We start from the raw sequence: 16,912 nt of genomic DNA on the forward strand, positions 1-16,912 counted from the left end.
TTACCTGAGCAACAAGACCCCCTGAGGTGACATCATGCAAAAAAGACGAGCCGCCATTGTTACTCCGGTGCGCACCGGTGTGGGCGCATTTGGCAAGGCATTAAGGCCGGTATCGGTTGAGGATCTGATCGCTACGGTGGTCAGGGAAACCATCGAACGGTCAGCGATCGATCCTGCCCTGATCGAGGATGTGGTGATCGCGCAGTCCTATGCCAACAGTGAAGTTCCCTGTGTTGGCCGTTGGGCTGCATTGCAGGCCGGGTTACCGGAGCATGTGCCGGGGATGCAGCTGGATCGTCGCTGTGGCGGTGGCCTGCAGGCCATTATTAATGCGGTGATGATGGTGGAGTCCGGCGCCTGCGATGTTGTGGTGGCCGGTGGCGTGGAAAGCATGAGCAATATTGAATACTACTCCACCGACATGCGCTGGGGAAAGAAAGCAGGCTCCTCCACAATGCATGACCGTCTTGACCGCGGCCGTGAGCGCTCTCAGCCCGAGGATCGTTTCGGTTATATCTCCGGCATGATAGAAACCGCAGAAAATCTGGCAGAGAAGTACCATATTTCCCGCGAGGAAGCCGATGCCTATGCCGCGCGCAGTCACCAGCGGGCGGCTGCCGCCTGGGATGAAGGTCGCTTCGATGAAGAAGTTGTCCAGCTCAGTATTCCCCAGCGCAAAGCGGATCCTCTCCTGTTCTCGCGGGATGAAGGCATTCGTCCCGGAACTTCTGTGGAAACACTCGCAAACCTCAGACCCATTATCGAGGGCGGGACGGTGACTGCAGGGAATGCCAGCCAGCAGAGTGACGCAGCCGCCGCCTGCCTCATTGTCGCGGAAGATCGACTGGCTGAACTTGATCTCGATCCAATGGCCTTTATGGTGGGATGGGCTGCTGTCGGTTGTCATCCCGCGACTATGGGTATCGGTCCAGTGCCTGCCGTGGAAAAACTCTTCCGAAAGACTGGTCTCGGTTTTAACGATATGGGACTGGTGGAGGTGAACGAAGCCTTCGCATGCCAAGTGCTTGCAGTCCTGAAGGAGTGGGGCTGGGATGACCACGACCGCCTCAACGTTAACGGTTCCGGAATCTCTCTCGGGCACCCGATCGGAGCAACCGGTGTTCGCATCATGACCAGTTTGCTGCATGAGATGAAACGGCGAGACTGTCGTTATGGTCTCGAAACAATGTGTGTCGGCGGTGGACAAGGTGTCGCAGCCATCTTCGAGCGCGGTTGATTGTCTTTCAGGAACGATTACACGAGAACATGACGGGCCACGGGCTCTGGGGAGTGAGAATGGATCACAGTCTTTATTTTGAAGATCTCAGGCAGGGGGAAGTTTTCGAAAGCAGCGGAAGGACCGTCACCGAAACGGATATGACATTCTTTTCGATGCTTTCCGGCGACTGGAATCCAATACATTGTGATCAGCATTTCGCCAGTAAAACCCGTTTTGGCGAGCGGTTGGTCCATGGTGCCTATGGCATCGCGATAGCCACGGGAATGATGCACACCCTGGGGATCTTCGAGAAGTCGGCGGTGGCCATGATGTCCATCAGCGACTGGAAGTTCGTCAAGCCGATAACGGTCGGTATGACGCTGAGACTTCGGCTGACCATCCTCGATTTTGAGGAAGGAACCAGTCAGCGCGTCGGCAGGGTGAATCGGCGGCTGCAGCTGGTGAATGAGCAGGACGAGGTGGTCCAGGACGGCGTTTCGGACATGCTGATTCTGAAGAAAGCCGGACACTAAAGGAGATAAAGTCGACGATTGTCAGGGTGTCGTCGTGAGGCTGATTTGCGAACGTATCTCCTCCACCAACTCCTTGCCGCACCTTGGCAATGCATCCAGCTCGCGGACAATCAGGCTGCGTTCCCGCTCCGCCCAGTCGTCCTCCAGGTCGATGGTGGCGATGTCGAGGAAATCGGCATAACGGTGTGCGATGGAACGGGGCAGGATGCCGATGCCCACGCCGCGGCTGACCATCCTGCAGGCAGACTCGAAGCCAAAGACCTGGATGCGCATCTGAAGGGGTGAGCCGGTTTCGCCGGCCTGTTCCTTGAGAAAATTGAACAGGGTGCTGCCCTCACGCAAACCGATGTGGGGGTAGTCGAGGGTTTCCCGAAACGAAATGGTCCGGCGTGCTGCCAGTTCGTGATCTTTAGGGGTGACAACCACCAGCCGGTCGACGCTGAAGGGGATGATCTCAAGCTTCTTGTTTGCATTCACCGGACCGGCAACTACTCCCAGGTCAGTCGAGCCATCGATCACTCCCCGAATGATATCGTGCGTCAGGCGCTCCTGAAGATCCACAGTGACCCCCGGACGGGTCACCAGAAAACGCGCCAGGACGTCAGGCATGAAGTCGCTCACCGCCGTGGTGTTGGCAAAAATCCGCAAATGCCCCGACTCGCCTTCCGCGTATTGGGAGAACTCGTCCTTGATGTAGTCAACCTGCCGCATGATGGCCCTGGCATGAACCAGCAGATCGTGACCCGCAGGGGTCAGTTCCACGCCCTGACTATCGCGATAGAACAGCCGGCTTCCCAACTGCCCCTCAAGGGATTTGATGCGCATGCTGGCCGCAGCCGTTGACAGGCTGGCACGCTTGGCCCCGCTTGTCAGACTGCTGGCTTCTGCAACGTGGATAAAAAGGCGTAAATCGGGAATATCAAAGTGCATGATGAGGTTTCGACAGCAAGCTAACAAAGGGATTCCCAGTCTAAACCACCGGGGTGTTCATGGAAACCAAACGCACCCTTGTGCAAAATCGAATTCTCTCCTCTGTCGTATATCGGCATTATTACAAATATCCAAAAACTAGAAGCCGTATTGATAGAGGAAGTGTGATGTCAGACGCTCCGGAAAACTGGATTGGTAAGCGGGAAACCTGCGTCGATGCCCTGGATTCAGCCCTGGCCGCTCGAATTGCCGCAATGCTGGACCGGCCCATGCCAGGGGCTGGAGACGAATTGTCTCCGCTGTGGCATTGGGCGTTCTTTCAGATTCCCGTTCCGCCTTCGGGTACTGGCCACGATGGCCACATAGCGCCGGGTGGGTTCTTGCCAAAATCCGATGGCAATACCCGCATGTGGGCCGGTGGTCGTGTCGAATTTCACAAACCCCTGGTGATTGGCCGCTCCGCCGAACGTTCATCGACTATCCACTCGGTGAATGAAAAACACGGGCGTTCAGGGAAGTTGCTGTTTGTCACTGTCCGGCACGAGTACCACCAGAACGGTGAGCTGTGCCTGAGTGAAGAACAGGACATCGTCTACAAGGCCCCGGCAGCCCCGAGACTGTCTCTGGACCAGCCCGTTCCCGATGCCCAGTGGAGCAACCGGATAACTCCGTCTCCATTGCTGCTGTTCCGCTACTCGGCGGTGACCTTTAACGGTCACCGAATCCATTACGACAAGCCCTATACCACGCAGGAAGAGGGCTATCCCGACCTGGTGGTCCAGGGGCCGCTGATTGCCACGCTGATGGTGCAGGCGTTTACCGACGCCAATCCCGATCTGACGCCGGTGCGGCTGTCGTATCGTGGCTTGCGCCCCCTGACCGTGAACAAATCCTTCAATGTTGAAGGGCAGATTGTCGGTCAGGGTAAGGCTCAGCTATGGGCCGCGAATGAGGACGGGCCTGCCCATCAAGGTGAAATTGAATTCAAGGAGAAAAACCAATGATCAACCCTGCCCTGCAGAAGTACGAAGATATCCGAGAAGGCGTGCGCGGACTGTGCGGGAACTTTGATGCGGCCTATTGGCGAGGCATCGACGAGCGCAAAGCGTTCCCCGAAGAATTTGTGAATGCGATGACGGAAGCCGGCTGGCTGGCGGCGATGATTCCCGAGGAATATGGCGGTTCGGGCCTGGGCCTGGCAGAAGCCTCGGTGATCCTGGAAGAGGTGAACCGGGCTGGCGGCAATTCAGGTACCGTGCATGGCCAGATGTACAACATGTTCACGTTGTTGCGTAATGGCAGCGAAGAGCAAAAACAGAAATACCTGCCGAAAATCGCCGCGGGTGAGTTGCGGCTGCAATCCATGGGGGTGACCGAGCCTACGACCGGTACCGACACCACCAAGATCAAGACAACCGCCGTTCGTCAGGGTGACAAATATGTGGTGAATGGTCAGAAGGTGTGGATCTCCCGGGTTCAGCATTCCGACCTGATGATCCTGCTGGCCCGTACCACCCCGCTGGAAGAAGTTCGTCGCAAATCCGAGGGCATGTCGATCTTTATCGTGGACCTGCATCACGCCGTAGGGAATGGTCTGACGGTACAGCCGATTGCCAATATGGTGAATCACGAAACCAATGAGCTTTTCTTCGACAATCTGGAAATTCCCGCTGAGAACCTGATTGGTGAAGAAGGCAAGGGTTTCCGTTACATCCTTGATGGCCTCAATGCCGAGCGCACCCTGATCGCCGCGGAGTGCATTGGCGATGGCCGCTGGTTCATCGACAAGGCCCGGCAGTATGCCAGTGACCGCGAAGTGTTCGGCCGCCCCATCGGGCAGAATCAGGGCGTGCAGTTCCCGATTGCCAAGGCTCATATCAATGTTGAAGCGGCTGACCTGATGCGCTGGCGTGCCTGTGAGGAATATGACAATGGCCTCCCCGCCGGTGCCAGCGCCAATATGGCCAAATACCTGGCAGCGGAAGCCTCCTGGGAGGCGGCTAATGTGTGTCTGCAGACCCACGGCGGCTTTGGTTTCGCCAACGAATACGATGTGGAACGCAAGTTCCGGGAGACTCGCCTGTATCAGGTGGCGCCGATATCCACCAACATGATTTTTTCCTACGTTGCCGAGCATCTGTTGGGACTGCCGCGATCGTTCTGACCCCCACAGTGATACACCTGACATTCGGGAAGTGAAAGTGAACCATAACAATAGCGGAGTCCTTCCCCTGGAGGGAACCAACGTCGTATCTCTGGAGCAGGCGGTCGCTGCTCCGTTGTGTACCCGGCACCTTGCCGAGCAGGGGGCACGGGTGATCAAGGTTGAACGCCCGGGTTCAGGGGATTTCGCGCGCCAGTACGATGACCGGGTCAAGGGGATGTCGTCGCACTTTGTGTGGGTCAACCGTTCCAAGGAGAGCCTGAGCCTGGACCTGAAATCGTCCGAGGGGCTGGAAGTCTTGTTCCAGTTGCTGGCAGACGCGGATGTACTGGTTCAGAACCTGGCTCCGGGGGCAGCGGCCAGGATGGGGCTCTCATTCGAGGAGCTTCACCTGCGTTATCCCCGGCTGACTGTCTGTGACATCTCTGGCTACGGCCACGGCGGTCCCCTGCAGGACAAGAAAGCCTATGACTTGCTGATCCAGAGCGAGAGCGGGTTCCTCTCGGTGACAGGCACACCGGACCCTGAGGGCATGGTAAAGGCCGGTTGCTCGGTGGCCGATATCGCCGCAGGCATGTATGCCCAGAGCAACATCCTGTCGGCCCTACTATTGCGGGGCAGGACGGGTAAAGGCAGCCACATCGACGTATCGATGCTGGAGAGTCTGGTGGAGTGGATGGGGTATCCCATGTACTACAGCTTTGATGACGCAATGCCGCCGCCCCGGGCGGGTTCATCCCATTCCACGATTTTCCCCTACGGACCTTTTCCGGTCGGTGATGGTGAGACTGTGATGCTGGGGTTGCAGAATGACCGGGAATGGCGGGAGTTCTGCAAGCAGGTTTTGCAAAAGCCAGAGCTGGCGGAGCAGCCCCGGTTTGCCACCAATCCCCAGAGGTCCGTCCATCGCGATGAGTTGGGTGGTTTGATACGGGAGGTATTTTCAGGGCTGTCACTGGCGGAAGTGGTGAAGCGCCTGGATGTCGCCGGCATCGCCAATGCGTCGGTGAATGATATGCAGCGGGTCTGGAAGCATCCACAACTGCAAGCGCGGGACCGCTGGATCAGTGTGGAAACACCGGTGGGCGATGTGCCGGCGTTGAAGTCGCCCGGCCTCTGGTTTGCCGGTGCGGTATCCGCCGTGCCTGAGATAGGTGAGCATAGCCGTGCCATTCTGTCGGAACTGGGATACAGCGAGGAGCAAATTGGTCAACTGGAACAGCGAGGCGTGATCTGAGCGCTGGCAGGAACACGACAACAGGACCCTGAAATGATAGACCGTAAATTGAAAACCATGCTTTTTGTGCCGGCAACCAGGCCAGAGCGAATCGAAAAAGCGCTGGCCAGCGGTGCCGGCGCAGTGATCGTGGATCTGGAGGACTCCGTTCCTCCCGATGCCAAGGCGGTGGCGAGGGAGTCTCTCGAGAACTTCCTCATGCATCACGACGGCCCGGGGATTTACGTCCGAATCAATGGCAGGGGGACCGACGGCTTTGATAGTGACGTTGCTCTGTGTGCCCGCCATGAAAAGGTCGCTGGCATCATGCTGCCGAAAGCGGAATCAGCGGAAGATATTATGGCTCTCGCACACGCCGGCAAGCCGGTTATTCCGCTGATTGAATCCGCCAAGGGGCTGCTGGCATTGAGTACCATTGCAGCGACACCAGCCGTCGAGCGCTTGAGCTATGGCGGATTGGATCTGAGTGATGATCTGGGTATTGAAGGCAATACCGAGGGTGCGGAGAGAATCCTGGATCAGTGTCGTTACCAGATACTGGTGTGCTCCCGTGCCGCCGGCTTGCTGCCTCCGATCGACACGGTATTCCCGGTATTCGACGACGAACAGGCGGTGACAATGCGGGCGCGCAGGGCCCGCAATATGGGGTTTGCCGGGATGCTGTGCATTCACCCCAGGCAGATTGCCGCGGTTCAGTCCGGCTTTGCGCCGGAGGCGCACCAAGTAGAGTGGGCAACCAAGGTCATGGAAGCGGCAAAGTCCGGTGACGGAGCATTCAAGGTGGATGGACAAATGGTGGATGCACCTGTAATCGCCATGGCGAAAACCATATTGGAGAGGGCGCAATAGGTAGACCGGCAGTTTATAGCCATTGATCCGAAAACCGGGCAAGTAACAGGAGAACAAGATGACACCGGAACAGAACCTATACTGGCCCAAAGGCCTTCCACGTTCGCTCGACGTGCCGAAAACCAGCCTTTATTACAACCTTGAAGTCGCGGCAACACGTTATCCGGACAAGCCGGCCATCGTATTTTATGACTCGACACTTTCATACGGTGAGCTGTTGACGCAGGTGGAACACCTGGCCGGGTATCTTCAGCGTGAGTGTGGGGTAGGGCACGGGGACAGGGTGGCCTTGTACTCACAGAATTGCCCCCAATTCGTGATTGCCTATTACGCCATTCTGCGGGCGCAGGCTGTGGTTGTGCCCGTCAACCCGATGAACCTGGCGGAAGAGCTGCACTATTGTGTGACCGACAGTGGCGCAAGAACTGTTTTGGCCGCCCAGGAACTCTGTGAGCATGCCCGCCCGTTGCTGAGGTCGGGTTATATTGAACACCTGATCGTACTTGCTTATTCGGATTATCTGACGGAGCACACCGACGTGTCTGTTCCGGACGCAGTGACGGCGCCAAGGCAGGAGCTGGCGGATCCGGGAGTCACCCTCTGGCGGGACGCCCTGGCTCGTGGGATGGACCCGGCGCCTTTTGAGGGTAAACACGACGACCTGTGCGTGATTGGGTATACCTCTGGTACCACCGGCAAGCCCAAGGGGTGTGTCCATACTCATGGTTCTGTGCTGGCTTCGGTGGCTGGGTCGGCAGTATGGCGTGGCGGATCTCCGGCGTTTTCCTCGCTGGCGATTGCGCCGCTGTTCCACTTCCTGGGCATGCAGGGCGGCATGAATGGACCCATCTATAACGGCTCGACGGCAGTGATCATGCAGCGTTGGGACCGGGATGCCGCACTGAAACTGGTTGAGCGCCACCGGGTGAATATGTGGAGTGCTCCGCCCTCCATGATCGTCGACTTCTTCTCCAATCCGGACTTGGCCAACCATGACATTTCCAGCCTGTTCCGGCTGATGGGCGGTGGTGCCGCAATGCCCGAGGCCATTTCAAAGCGCCTTAAAGATGAGTTCGACATCAGCTACAACGAGGCCTATGGCCTGACAGAAACCGCTGCATTCATCCTGGGGAACCCGGTGGAGCGGGGCAAGCGACAGTGTCTGGGGATCGCCAGTTTTGATGTCGATGCCCGTATCGTCAATCCGGGCACGCTGGAGGAGCTACCTCAGGGGGAGACCGGGGAGATTGTTCTGCACGGTCCCCAGGTGATGCGGGAGTACTGGCACAACCCCGAAGCCACAGAGAAGACGTTTCTGGAGCGGGATGGCAAGCACTTCCTGCGCACCGGAGATCTGGGCTACATGGACGAAGAGGGTTATTTTTTCATGGTGGATCGTCTCAAGCGGATGATCAATGCCTCTGGCTTCAAAGTCTGGCCGGCCGAGGTAGAAAGCATTATGTATAGCCACCCCGACATCCATGAAGCCTGCGTCATCGGTATACCCGACACCAAAAGGGGAGAAACGGCCAAGGCCCTCGTGGTCCTGAAACCGAGTGCCAGCGTAGCTCTTACCGGTGACGATATTATTGCCTGGTGCAAACAGAATATGGCGGCTTACAAAGTGCCGACGGCTGTTGAGATCATCGACGAGCTACCCAAGTCCGGTACCGGCAAGATCAACTGGCGTCAGCTTCAGGAAGCCGCCCGGGCAGAGGCTTTCTGACATGGCCAGACTGCATGAAGGTGAGCCTGTGTTTGTTCCTGGCAGTGGCGGAATAACCCATCCCCTGGAAAGGGTGCCCGATTATGGTGAGTTGGTGGAGATTGCTCCGAATGTCTTCTGGAGCAGAATCCCTATGCCCGGAAAGCTGGATCACATTAACATCTGGCTGTTGAGGGATGATGACGGCGTGTCGGTGATTGATACCGGGATGTATACCGCAGAAGCGGAATCTGCCTGGACCTCGTTGATTAGGCAAATCCCGGGGCACTCGGTCATTGACCGGGTATTCGTTACGCATATGCACCCTGACCACGTTGGTATGGCAGGCTGGCTTGCCGATCTCCAGCCCGCGCAATTCTGGATGACCCGCATGGAATACATGACTTGCCGGATCCTGGAAGCGCAGTCCCATGATGACAAGGTGCCGGAGGACTTCACCAGTTTTCATCGCAGCGCCGGGTGGCCTGCTGCCGCGATCCGGAGTTATAGCGGTCATTACGGCAATTTCGGAAAACGGGTCTTCCCACTGCCCAGGGCATACCATCGCCTGGAACATGGGCAGAGCCATGAGATTGGCGGGCACAATTGGCGGGTTGTGGTAGGCAGCGGGCATTCGCCGGAGCATGCCTGTTTCTATTGTGAGGAACTGAAGCTGCTGATTTCTGGTGATCAGGTGCTGCCGAGGATTTCCTCCAATGTGTCCGTCACCCCGATGGAGCCACTCGCCAATCCCATGGCCGATTGGCTGGCGTCTCTTCGTTGGTTGAAAGAGGAAATTCCCAATGATGTTCTGGTGTTACCCGCTCACCAGGAATGTTTTGTCGGGTTACATGAACGCATTGATGCCCTGATTGCCGAGCAGGAGCGTTCCTTTGCAGTGCTCCGGAAGTCACTCAGGGAAAGTTCCAAGCGGGTGGTGGATCTGTTCGGACTGTTATTTTCCAGACCGATAGCCGAAGACGATCCGTTGATCTTCAGTCTGGCCACGGGCGAAGCCCAGGCGTGCCTGAACTACCTGTGGGAGACCAGTGAAGTGACCTGCTCTGTCGATTCGCAGGGTGTGTGCTGGTATCGGGCCGCCTAGAACGACGGTTTGTTTAATCAATCCACCCCGCACAATCTTGTACTACGGAGGCCGCTATGGCACTTGATCGCGATACTCTCAATCAGTTTGTAGACACCGTGCGGCGGTACGTGCGTGATCGCCTGATTCCGCTGGAAATGCAGGTTGCGGAGGAAGACCGGATCCCTGAAGACGTCATTGACGAAATGAAGGACATGGGATTGTTCGGGCTTTCCATACCGGAGGAATTCGGAGGCCTTGGGCTGACCATGAGCGAAGAAGTCGCGGTGATTCAGGAAATGGGGTACACATCGCCGGTGTTCCGTTCGATGTTTGGAACCAATGTCGGCATTGGTTCCCAAGGCATTGTTATTGATGGTACCCAGGAGCAAAAAGCAAGGTATCTGCCGTTGATGGCCAGTGGCGAGCTGATTGGTTCGTTTGCCCTGACGGAGCCGGATGCCGGGTCCGATGCTGGCTCGGTCGCGACCACCGCCCGTCTTGATGGTGACCATTACATCATCAATGGTAACAAGCGCTACATCACCAATGCGCCCAGGGCTGGCGTGTTCACGGTGATGGCCCGTACGGGCACCCGTGAAGAAGGTGGCCGTGGGGTGTCGGCATTTCTGGTGGACGCCAACCTTCCGGGTATCTCCCTTGGTAAGCCAGACAAGAAGATGGGCCAAAAAGGGGCTCATACCTGTGACGTGATTTTCGAGAACGTCCGGGTACCGGCCGAGGCGTTGATTGGCGGTGTGGAAGGGCAGGGATTCAAGACTGCGATGAAAGTGCTGGATCGCGGCCGTCTGCACATTAGCGCCCTGAGCGTCGGAACCGCCAAGCGTCTGATCGATGAAAGCGTGACATACGCTTTGCAGCGCAAGCAGTTCGGAACGGAGATCGCCAACTTTCAGCTGGTGCAGGCCATGCTTGCCGACAGTCAGACGGAATATTACGCCGGCAAATGCATGGTTGAAGAGACCGCGCGCTCCTGCGATGCCGGGGAGCCGGCGCCCATGAATGCGGCGAGTTGCAAGCTCTATTGCACCGAGATGGTTGGCCGGGTTGCGGATCGCGCGGTGCAGATTCACGGCGGCGCGGGGTACGTCAGCGAATATTGTGTCGAACGTTTCTATCGCGACGTTCGCCTGTTCCGCCTATATGAGGGTACGTCGCAGATCCAGCAACTGGTTATAGCAAAGCATATGCTTCGCAATATGGGCTGAAATCCTGGGCCACCACAGTATCTTGAACGGTCAATAAACAACAAAGCCCGCTAGAAGCGGGCTAAGTTATTGAATTCGTGGTGCCCGGAGGCGGAATCGAACCACCGACACGGGGATTTTCAATCCCCTGCTCTACCGACTGAGCTATCCGGGCGCGTTGCGGTACTGCTGTGCAACGGGGCGCTATTAAACCGGTTTAGGTTGCCTGAGTCAAGGCCGTTCCGGGAAAATTTTCATAGGCGCTTCCGCAGGTTGGGGGCGCCTACTTCTCCGGCGGTACGTACCCCTCGGCCTTGTCGAACGGCTCGTTGTTGAAGAAGCGTTCCATCTGTGCCTGCAGGTACTTGCGGGTGTTGGGGTCCATCAGGCTCAGGTGCTTTTCGTTGATCAGCATGGTCTGCTGGGCCTGCCATTCTTCCCAAGCCTTCTTGCTGATGTTCTCGTAGAGGTCTTCGCCTTTCTTGCCTGGCATGGGGGGAAAGTCCAGGCCTTCGAGTTCTTCCTGGTATTTACGACAGAATACGGTGCGGCTCATGTCTGCTCCTGTTTGGAGGTCGTGTTGCTGAATCTGCAGGGATGATAACAGATCAAAGCAGAACGGTTTGTTCCGGCGCTGTTAGCAGGGTACGGATGGGGGCTGGCAGGCCCAGGGAGAGGGCTTGGTCCCGGTGGATCCATTGGTGGTTCTCTGCGTCGTTAACTCGCGCGGGGCTGTGGACGGTCAGCCGTGCCGGCTGGATGTGCAGGTGGTAGTGGCTGAAGGTGTGGCGGAATCCGCTGGTGAGCTCCGGTTCACCGCAGTTGAAGCCGAAGGCCTGTTCGCAGGCGTCTGGCAGTTCCTCCGGGCTGTAGGCCGGGTCCAGTTCCGGCAGGCTCCAGAGCCCGCCCCAGATGCCGCTGGGTGGCCTGCGTTCCAGCAGGATACGCCCTTCGTGGTCTTCCAGTATCACCATCCAGGTGGTTTTCTCGGGCTTGGCTTTCTTGGGCTTGGAGGCGGGGTAGAGGCTGGTTTCGCCTTTGGCGTAGGCTTCGCACCCGGCCTGTAGAGGGCAGCTTTCGCACGCCGGGCGGCTGCGGGTGCACACCATGGCGCCCAGGTCCATGATGGCCTGGGTATAGTCGCGGATGCGTTCGTCGGGCGTGTGCTCCTCCGCACGCTCCCAGAGTTGGTGCAGTACGCTGGTTTTGCCGGGCCAGCCCGCAATGGCGTGGTAGCGGGCCAGGACTCGTTTTACGTTGCCGTCCAGTATGGCGGCCCGTTGCTGGTAGGCCTGGGCGAGGATGGCCGCAGCGGTCGAGCGGCCAATGCCGGGCAGAGTCTGGAGTTGTTCCAGGTCCCTGGGGAATTGCCCATCGTGTTTCTCAACCACTTGCTGGGCCGCCTTTTGCAGGTTGCGGGCACGGGCGTAGTAACCAAGGCCGGACCAGTGGCTGAGCACATCGTCCACCGGCGCGGAGGCCAGCGCCTTCACATCCGGAAAGCGCTGCATGAAGGCTTCGAAGTAGGGGATAACGGTAGTGACCTGGGTCTGCTGCAGCATGATTTCCGAAACCCATACGCGGTATGGGTTGCGGTCATGGTGCCAGGGCAGGTCGTGCCTGCCGTTTTCGTCGTACCAGGCCAGCAGCTTGTTGGCAAAACCGTCGCTCATTGTCCGAATAGGCCCTTGAGGGCGTCTTTTACCTGCTCGCCGCCTTGCTCGCCCAGCTTTTCCTTCAGTTTCTCGGAAACCTTTTCTTCGGCTTTGGCTTTTGCCTCGTCCACTTCTTCACGGGCTTTTGCTTTCGCGGCGTTGGCGGCGATGGTTTTCAGGGTGTCGCGGAAGCGGGAGCCGTCAAAGGAGCAGAGGCCAGCCGGGTCTTCGGCGAAGTCGCCACGGCACTCAACGGGAATCACAACGTCTTCCACATACTCCGTCACCCGGCAGGCTTCGTCCCGGTGGATTTCACCGACGATGCGCAGGCCAATTTCATAATCGAGGTTGGAGGCGGCCAGGTCCACGGTGCCGTCGCCTTCCAGTCTCATGCCGGCGAGGGCAGCCACCAGGTCAGTGTTGTTCAGGGTGTTGCCGTCAATCTTCAGAGTGCCTTTCATATCGTTGAACGGGGTGCTGGTGCCCCAATCCGAGGTGCTAAGGCTTTCCTGGTTGACCATGGCAATTCCCTGGCAGGCCATGCGGGTGAGGTTCATGCGGGTGAATTCGCCCTCCGCCAGGTTGAAGTTGATCTCGCCGCCGGCATTGTTGCGCAGGGCGGAGATACGGTTGCCGGTAGTATTCACATCCGCGGACAGGTTCGCGCCACCAGCGAGCATATCCACTTCGGCAAGGTCGGTCAGCAGCGGCAGGGTCTGCACGTTGTTGACTTTTGAGCTTATGGCCCACTTCGGATTGTCGGTGCGGGCGTCCAGGGTTACTTTGGCGCCGAAGGAGCCGTCGTACAGCTTGCCGCTGAAGTCCTGCACTTCCAGTACCCCGTTGCGTGCGGTGATCACCGATTTGATCTCCTTGATGGTGAGGTTGCTGACAATCAGCTCACCCAAGCCAAGGTTAATGTCCAGCACCAGTGATCGCAGGGTTTCCAGTGGCAGCAGGTCGCCTTCTTCCGCTGACCCGCCCCCTTGTGGTGCTTCCTCGGTGGCGGCTTCTTCATCGCTGGCGGGAGGAAGGTAACGGTCAGCGTTGATGGCATCGCCCTGCAGGTTCAGGCCAATGGCGCTGTTGGCCAAGGCATAGCTGGCGCTACCCTGGAAAGTGGTGTCGTCCAGGCTGATGGTCAGGTCGCTCAGTTCCACCGTGCCGGCAGGGCCGCCGATGTTGGTTGAGAAGGCAATGGCCTTCATCACTTCTGGGTCTTCCGTTTCAATCGCCGGTTGGCCCAGGGCGGCCAGCAGGGCTTTGAGGGAGAACTCGTCGATGCTGAGGCTTCCCTCGAGTTTCGGCTTGTCACCAAAACCGTTAACCGTCAGATCTGTGTTCAGTGTCAGGTCTGCCAGGCTGGCGGTAAAGCCGTTGAGGGTCGCGGTTTCGTTCTCCAGGTTGGCTTCCAGGGAGCCAGCGAGCTCGGCACGTACGGATTCGCCACCAAAGGGCTCGCCACTCATGTCAAAGACGGCTTCCAGTCCGGATACGCCAAATTCGTTAAGCGCTTCATTCGCCGCCAGTCGGGCACTGATGTCACCCTGCACTTCAAACTGGGGCTGGTTGGTGGCAAACCGGAAGGCAACATTCAATGGGAAGCTGGAGCCCAGGGTGATTTCGCTGGCGGTAACGGTGAAATCCTCAAGGGTAAAAGCCTGGCCTGTGCCCTTGTCTTCATAGTGGACGCGGGCATTATTGATTTCCACGCTCTCCACGTTGAAATTCAGGGGCTCGCCGCCGGTGCTCTCTTCCGCTGTTTCTTCAGCGGCTTCGGCCGACGCGGGCTCTTCCTGCTGTGGCTGTTCTTCGCCTTCCGGCATAATCCGGGTCCAGTTACCGGTACCGTCCTCGTTAACGGACAGGTTGGCGTCCAGTCCGCTCAGCAGGAAGGTGTCGACCCGGGGCGACATGGTCACCAGGGACCAGAAGCTGACCTGTGCCACCAGTTGGTCAAGGCGAACCAGTCGCTCGTCTTCCAGGGTTGCCTCAACGTCATTGAGCTCCAGCCCCAACGGAATGAAGGACCAGCCGATATCCCCCGCCAGGATCAGGTCGAGGTTGGTTTTGTCTTCAACCACTTTCTCTATTTGTGGCTTGTAGGTGTTCGGGTCAATGACGGCTACCGCAATAGCGACGGCAGCAACCGCAAGAATGAGCAGGCCAACAATGGCGAGAGCCACATAACGAACAGCTTTCATGATTCTGGCATCCTTCCGTTAATTCGTGTCCGGTGACTGGGCTTTTGATTAGCCCAAGGATACCCCAGGGGTAACAAAATAAAAGCCTGAGTGTATGACAATACGTTAGTGATCAGCCAAAATAGACACCTTATTTTCGCACAACAACATAAAGCGCATCTTACAACGATAAAAAGGAGCAAGCAGTGGCTATTACTGTCTCTATAGAGCTGAACCGGGAACTGGACCTGCCCGCCGGATACGACGAAGTATTCGGGCTGCTGGCGGATGTTCCGGCATCGGCAAGCCATTTTCCCAAGGTGCACAACCTGGTGGACCTGGGTGACAACACCTACCGCTGGGAGATGGAAAAGGTAGGCGTGGATAAGCATGCCATCCAGTCCATCTACGCGTGCAAGTATTTCGCCGACAAGGACAACGGTAAGATCACCTGGGAGCCGGTCAAAGGCGAGGGCAACGGTGTAGTAAAAGGCTCCTGGACCCTAAAGGCGAAAGACGACAGCACCACCTCGGTGAAATTCCAGACCAGCGCCGAACTGACGGTGCCGCTGCCGAGCCTGCTGAAGCTGGCCATCAGCCCGGTAATCAAGCATGAGTTCAACAGCCTGGTGGATACCTACATGAACAACCTGAAAAAAGCGTTCTGATGCCTGCGGCTATCGTTGTCATAAAGGCCATTGCGGGACGCGGAGAGCGATAGAAGGTATAATGCGCGCAGACACTTTTCCGGCATGTGCCGATTGATGACTTTGGAGTCCCCATGGCCGAACGCAAGGCTCGGGTAGAAAGAAATACCCTGGAAACACAGATCACCGTTGAAATCGATCTCGACGGCACCGGCAAGTCCAGCTTCGACACTGGTGTGCCCTTCCTTGAGCACATGATGGACCAGATTGCCCGCCACGGGCTGGTGGATCTGAACATCGTCTCCAAGGGTGACCTGCACATTGACGACCACCACACCGTGGAAGACATCGGCATCACCCTGGGCCAGGCCTTCAAACAGGCGGTGGGCGACAAGAAGGGTATCCGCCGCTATGGCCACGCCTACGTGCCGCTGGACGAAGCGCTGTCCCGCGTGGTGATCGACCTGTCCGGCCGCCCCGGCCTGCTGATGGATGTGCCCTACACCCGTGGCGCTGTCGGTGGCTTTGACGTGGACCTGTTTGCGGAGTTCTTTCAGGGCTTTGTAAACCACTCCATGGTCACCCTGCACATCGACAACCTGAAGGGCAAGAACACCCATCACCAGATCGAAACCGTGTTCAAGGCCTTCGGTCGCGCCCTGCGCATGGCCATCGAAATGGACGAGCGCATGGCGGGTATCACACCGTCCACCAAGGGGTCGCTGTAAGCGGCCCCAGAGTTCAAGATTGAAACCACGATTCAGGAAGTCTCTCTTCAGATGAAAACCGTTGCCATTATCGATTACGGCATGGGCAATCTTCACTCTGCCAAGAAGGCAGTAGAGCACGTAGCCCCGGGTACCACCGTACTGGTCACCGACAACGCTGACAAAATCCGTGAAGCCGACCGGGTGATCTTGCCCGGTGTTGGGGCAATCCGTGACTGCATGGCGGAAATCCGCCGCTTGGGTATCGACACTCTGGTGCGCGAGGTGTCGCAGGATCGACCGTTCCTGGGCATCTGTGTTGGTATGCAGGCAATTATGTCCCGTAGCGAAGAAAACGGCGGTGTTGATTGCATTGGCCTATTTCCATCAGAAGTGCGGTATTTCGGTGAAAACCTCGTGGAAAACGGCGAGCGCCTGAAAGTGCCCCACATGGGCTGGAACGAGGTATACCAGACCATCGAACATCCGCTTTGGCATAACATCGCAGACGGCGATCGTTTCTATTTTGTGCACAGCTATTACGTGGAAGCCGAAGGCAATGATGACATCGCCGGTCGCAGCCATTATGGAGTCGATTTGGCTGCGACTGTGGCAAAAGACAACATTTTCGCAGCACAGTTCCACCCGGAAAAAAGCGCAAGGGCGGGGCTGCAGTTACTGAAAAATTTCACAAACTGGACCGGAAAAAGCTAGCAGGCAAATAGTAAAGTAGTGCTTCGCCGGAGCGGAGGCCCTGTTCGGGGACGTCAAAAACATGGATGTTTTTGTCG

At 57.5% G+C, this 16,912-nt stretch carries 16 protein-coding genes and 1 tRNA gene; 12 read left to right on the forward strand and 5 right to left on the reverse strand.

Going from position 1 to position 16,912, the window contains the following annotated elements; all coding sequences use genetic code 11:
- Window positions 1-34: 34 nt before the first annotated feature.
- Window positions 35-1,237, forward strand: coding sequence for an acetyl-CoA C-acetyltransferase (locus tag NLU14_RS05360; RefSeq protein ID WP_275705142.1), 1,203 nt, complete (start codon window positions 35-37; stop codon window positions 1,235-1,237).
- Between the two features lie 59 nt (window positions 1,238-1,296).
- Window positions 1,297-1,752 (forward strand): MaoC/PaaZ C-terminal domain-containing protein, encoded by a 456-nt coding sequence (locus tag NLU14_RS05365; protein ID WP_275705143.1) that lies wholly within the window; start codon window positions 1,297-1,299, stop codon window positions 1,750-1,752.
- Window positions 1,753-1,773: 21 nt separating this feature from the next.
- Here NLU14_RS05365 and NLU14_RS05370 read toward each other — a convergent pair whose 3' ends face one another.
- On the reverse strand, window positions 1,774-2,682 hold the full coding sequence (locus NLU14_RS05370; protein ID WP_275705144.1) for a LysR family transcriptional regulator: 909 nt from the start codon (window positions 2,680-2,682) through the stop codon (window positions 1,774-1,776).
- A 167-nt stretch (window positions 2,683-2,849) separates the two neighbouring features.
- Here NLU14_RS05370 and NLU14_RS05375 point away from each other — a divergent pair, with 167 nt between their 5' ends.
- From NLU14_RS05375 to NLU14_RS05405, 7 genes are read left to right on the forward strand one after another with little or no spacing between them, the layout of a single operon-like run.
- Window positions 2,850-3,686, forward strand: a complete 837-nt coding sequence (locus NLU14_RS05375; protein WP_275705145.1) for an HTD2 family dehydratase — start codon at window positions 2,850-2,852, stop codon at window positions 3,684-3,686.
- Window positions 3,683-4,846: an acyl-CoA dehydrogenase family protein gene (locus NLU14_RS05380; protein ID WP_420845033.1), complete on the forward strand. Its 1,164-nt coding sequence runs from the start codon at window positions 3,683-3,685 to the stop codon at window positions 4,844-4,846. Before NLU14_RS05375 ends, NLU14_RS05380 begins: the two co-directional genes overlap by 4 nt.
- A gap of 37 nt (window positions 4,847-4,883) precedes the next feature.
- The gene (locus NLU14_RS05385; RefSeq protein ID WP_275705146.1) at window positions 4,884-6,083 is read left to right on the forward strand and encodes a CaiB/BaiF CoA transferase family protein; all 1,200 of its coding nucleotides are present in this window, start codon (window positions 4,884-4,886) and stop codon (window positions 6,081-6,083) included.
- Between the two features lie 33 nt (window positions 6,084-6,116).
- A complete protein-coding gene (locus tag NLU14_RS05390; protein WP_275705147.1) occupies window positions 6,117-6,932 on the forward strand; it encodes an HpcH/HpaI aldolase/citrate lyase family protein in 816 nt (271 codons plus the stop codon).
- Between the two features lie 58 nt (window positions 6,933-6,990).
- Window positions 6,991-8,658, forward strand: a complete 1,668-nt coding sequence (locus NLU14_RS05395; protein WP_275705148.1) for a long-chain fatty acid--CoA ligase — start codon at window positions 6,991-6,993, stop codon at window positions 8,656-8,658.
- Between the two features lies 1 nt (window position 8,659).
- The gene (locus NLU14_RS05400; RefSeq protein ID WP_275705149.1) at window positions 8,660-9,742 is read left to right on the forward strand and encodes an MBL fold metallo-hydrolase; all 1,083 of its coding nucleotides are present in this window, start codon (window positions 8,660-8,662) and stop codon (window positions 9,740-9,742) included.
- 56 nt (window positions 9,743-9,798) lie between these two features.
- The gene (locus tag NLU14_RS05405) at window positions 9,799-10,950 is read left to right on the forward strand and encodes an acyl-CoA dehydrogenase family protein (protein ID WP_275705150.1); all 1,152 of its coding nucleotides are present in this window, start codon (window positions 9,799-9,801) and stop codon (window positions 10,948-10,950) included.
- A 78-nt stretch (window positions 10,951-11,028) separates the two neighbouring features.
- Here the strand turns inward: NLU14_RS05405 and NLU14_RS05410 are convergent.
- From NLU14_RS05410 to NLU14_RS05425, 4 genes are all read right to left on the reverse strand, one after another.
- Window positions 11,029-11,104, reverse strand: a tRNA-Phe gene (locus NLU14_RS05410).
- A 108-nt stretch (window positions 11,105-11,212) separates the two neighbouring features.
- Window positions 11,213-11,485 (reverse strand): oxidative damage protection protein, encoded by a 273-nt coding sequence (locus NLU14_RS05415; protein WP_275705151.1) that lies wholly within the window; start codon window positions 11,483-11,485, stop codon window positions 11,213-11,215.
- A 52-nt stretch (window positions 11,486-11,537) separates the two neighbouring features.
- Complete coding sequence (gene mutY, locus NLU14_RS05420; RefSeq protein WP_275705152.1) at window positions 11,538-12,602, reverse strand: A/G-specific adenine glycosylase; 1,065 nt, start codon at window positions 12,600-12,602, stop codon at window positions 11,538-11,540.
- Window positions 12,599-14,788 carry an AsmA family protein gene (locus tag NLU14_RS05425; protein WP_275705153.1) on the reverse strand — a complete coding sequence of 730 codons (2,190 nt, stop codon included), beginning with the start codon at window positions 14,786-14,788 and terminating at the stop codon, window positions 12,599-12,601. Before NLU14_RS05425 ends, mutY begins: the two co-directional genes overlap by 4 nt.
- A gap of 185 nt (window positions 14,789-14,973) precedes the next feature.
- On the opposite strand from NLU14_RS05425, the gene NLU14_RS05430 reads away from it, so the two are divergent.
- From NLU14_RS05430 to hisH, 3 genes are all read left to right on the forward strand, one after another.
- On the forward strand, window positions 14,974-15,435 hold the full coding sequence (locus NLU14_RS05430) for an SRPBCC family protein (RefSeq protein ID WP_275705154.1): 462 nt from the start codon (window positions 14,974-14,976) through the stop codon (window positions 15,433-15,435).
- Between the two features lie 113 nt (window positions 15,436-15,548).
- Window positions 15,549-16,142 (forward strand): imidazoleglycerol-phosphate dehydratase HisB, encoded by a 594-nt coding sequence (hisB, locus tag NLU14_RS05435; RefSeq protein ID WP_135803146.1) that lies wholly within the window; start codon window positions 15,549-15,551, stop codon window positions 16,140-16,142.
- Window positions 16,143-16,193: 51 nt separating this feature from the next.
- On the forward strand, window positions 16,194-16,835 hold the full coding sequence (gene hisH / locus NLU14_RS05440) for an imidazole glycerol phosphate synthase subunit HisH (protein ID WP_275705156.1): 642 nt from the start codon (window positions 16,194-16,196) through the stop codon (window positions 16,833-16,835).
- Window positions 16,836-16,912: the final 77 nt, after the last annotated feature.

The organism is Marinobacter iranensis, assembly GCF_029207565.1.
GTDB lineage: Bacteria > Pseudomonadota > Gammaproteobacteria > Pseudomonadales > Oleiphilaceae > Marinobacter > Marinobacter iranensis.

What these genes read in the sequence shown, in the direction of transcription:
- NLU14_RS05360 (WP_275705142.1), top strand. Translation starts at nt 35, where the DNA reads ATGCAAAAAAGACGAGCCGCCATTGTTACTCCGGTGCGCACCGGTGTG.
- NLU14_RS05425 (WP_275705153.1), bottom strand. Translation starts at nt 14,788, where the DNA reads ATGAAAGCTGTTCGTTATGTGGCTCTCGCCATTGTTGGCCTGCTCATT.
- hisB (WP_135803146.1), top strand. Translation starts at nt 15,549, where the DNA reads ATGGCCGAACGCAAGGCTCGGGTAGAAAGAAATACCCTGGAAACACAG.
- NLU14_RS05395 (WP_275705148.1), top strand. Translation starts at nt 6,991, where the DNA reads ATGACACCGGAACAGAACCTATACTGGCCCAAAGGCCTTCCACGTTCG.
- hisH (WP_275705156.1), top strand. Translation starts at nt 16,194, where the DNA reads ATGAAAACCGTTGCCATTATCGATTACGGCATGGGCAATCTTCACTCT.
- NLU14_RS05370 (WP_275705144.1), bottom strand. Translation starts at nt 2,682, where the DNA reads ATGCACTTTGATATTCCCGATTTACGCCTTTTTATCCACGTTGCAGAA.
- NLU14_RS05375 (WP_275705145.1), top strand. Translation starts at nt 2,850, where the DNA reads ATGTCAGACGCTCCGGAAAACTGGATTGGTAAGCGGGAAACCTGCGTC.
- NLU14_RS05415 (WP_275705151.1), bottom strand. Translation starts at nt 11,485, where the DNA reads ATGAGCCGCACCGTATTCTGTCGTAAATACCAGGAAGAACTCGAAGGC.
- NLU14_RS05365 (WP_275705143.1), top strand. Translation starts at nt 1,297, where the DNA reads ATGGATCACAGTCTTTATTTTGAAGATCTCAGGCAGGGGGAAGTTTTC.
- mutY (WP_275705152.1), bottom strand. Translation starts at nt 12,602, where the DNA reads ATGAGCGACGGTTTTGCCAACAAGCTGCTGGCCTGGTACGACGAAAAC.
- NLU14_RS05380 (WP_420845033.1), top strand. Translation starts at nt 3,683, where the DNA reads ATGATCAACCCTGCCCTGCAGAAGTACGAAGATATCCGAGAAGGCGTG.
- NLU14_RS05405 (WP_275705150.1), top strand. Translation starts at nt 9,799, where the DNA reads ATGGCACTTGATCGCGATACTCTCAATCAGTTTGTAGACACCGTGCGG.
- NLU14_RS05390 (WP_275705147.1), top strand. Translation starts at nt 6,117, where the DNA reads ATGATAGACCGTAAATTGAAAACCATGCTTTTTGTGCCGGCAACCAGG.
- NLU14_RS05400 (WP_275705149.1), top strand. Translation starts at nt 8,660, where the DNA reads ATGGCCAGACTGCATGAAGGTGAGCCTGTGTTTGTTCCTGGCAGTGGC.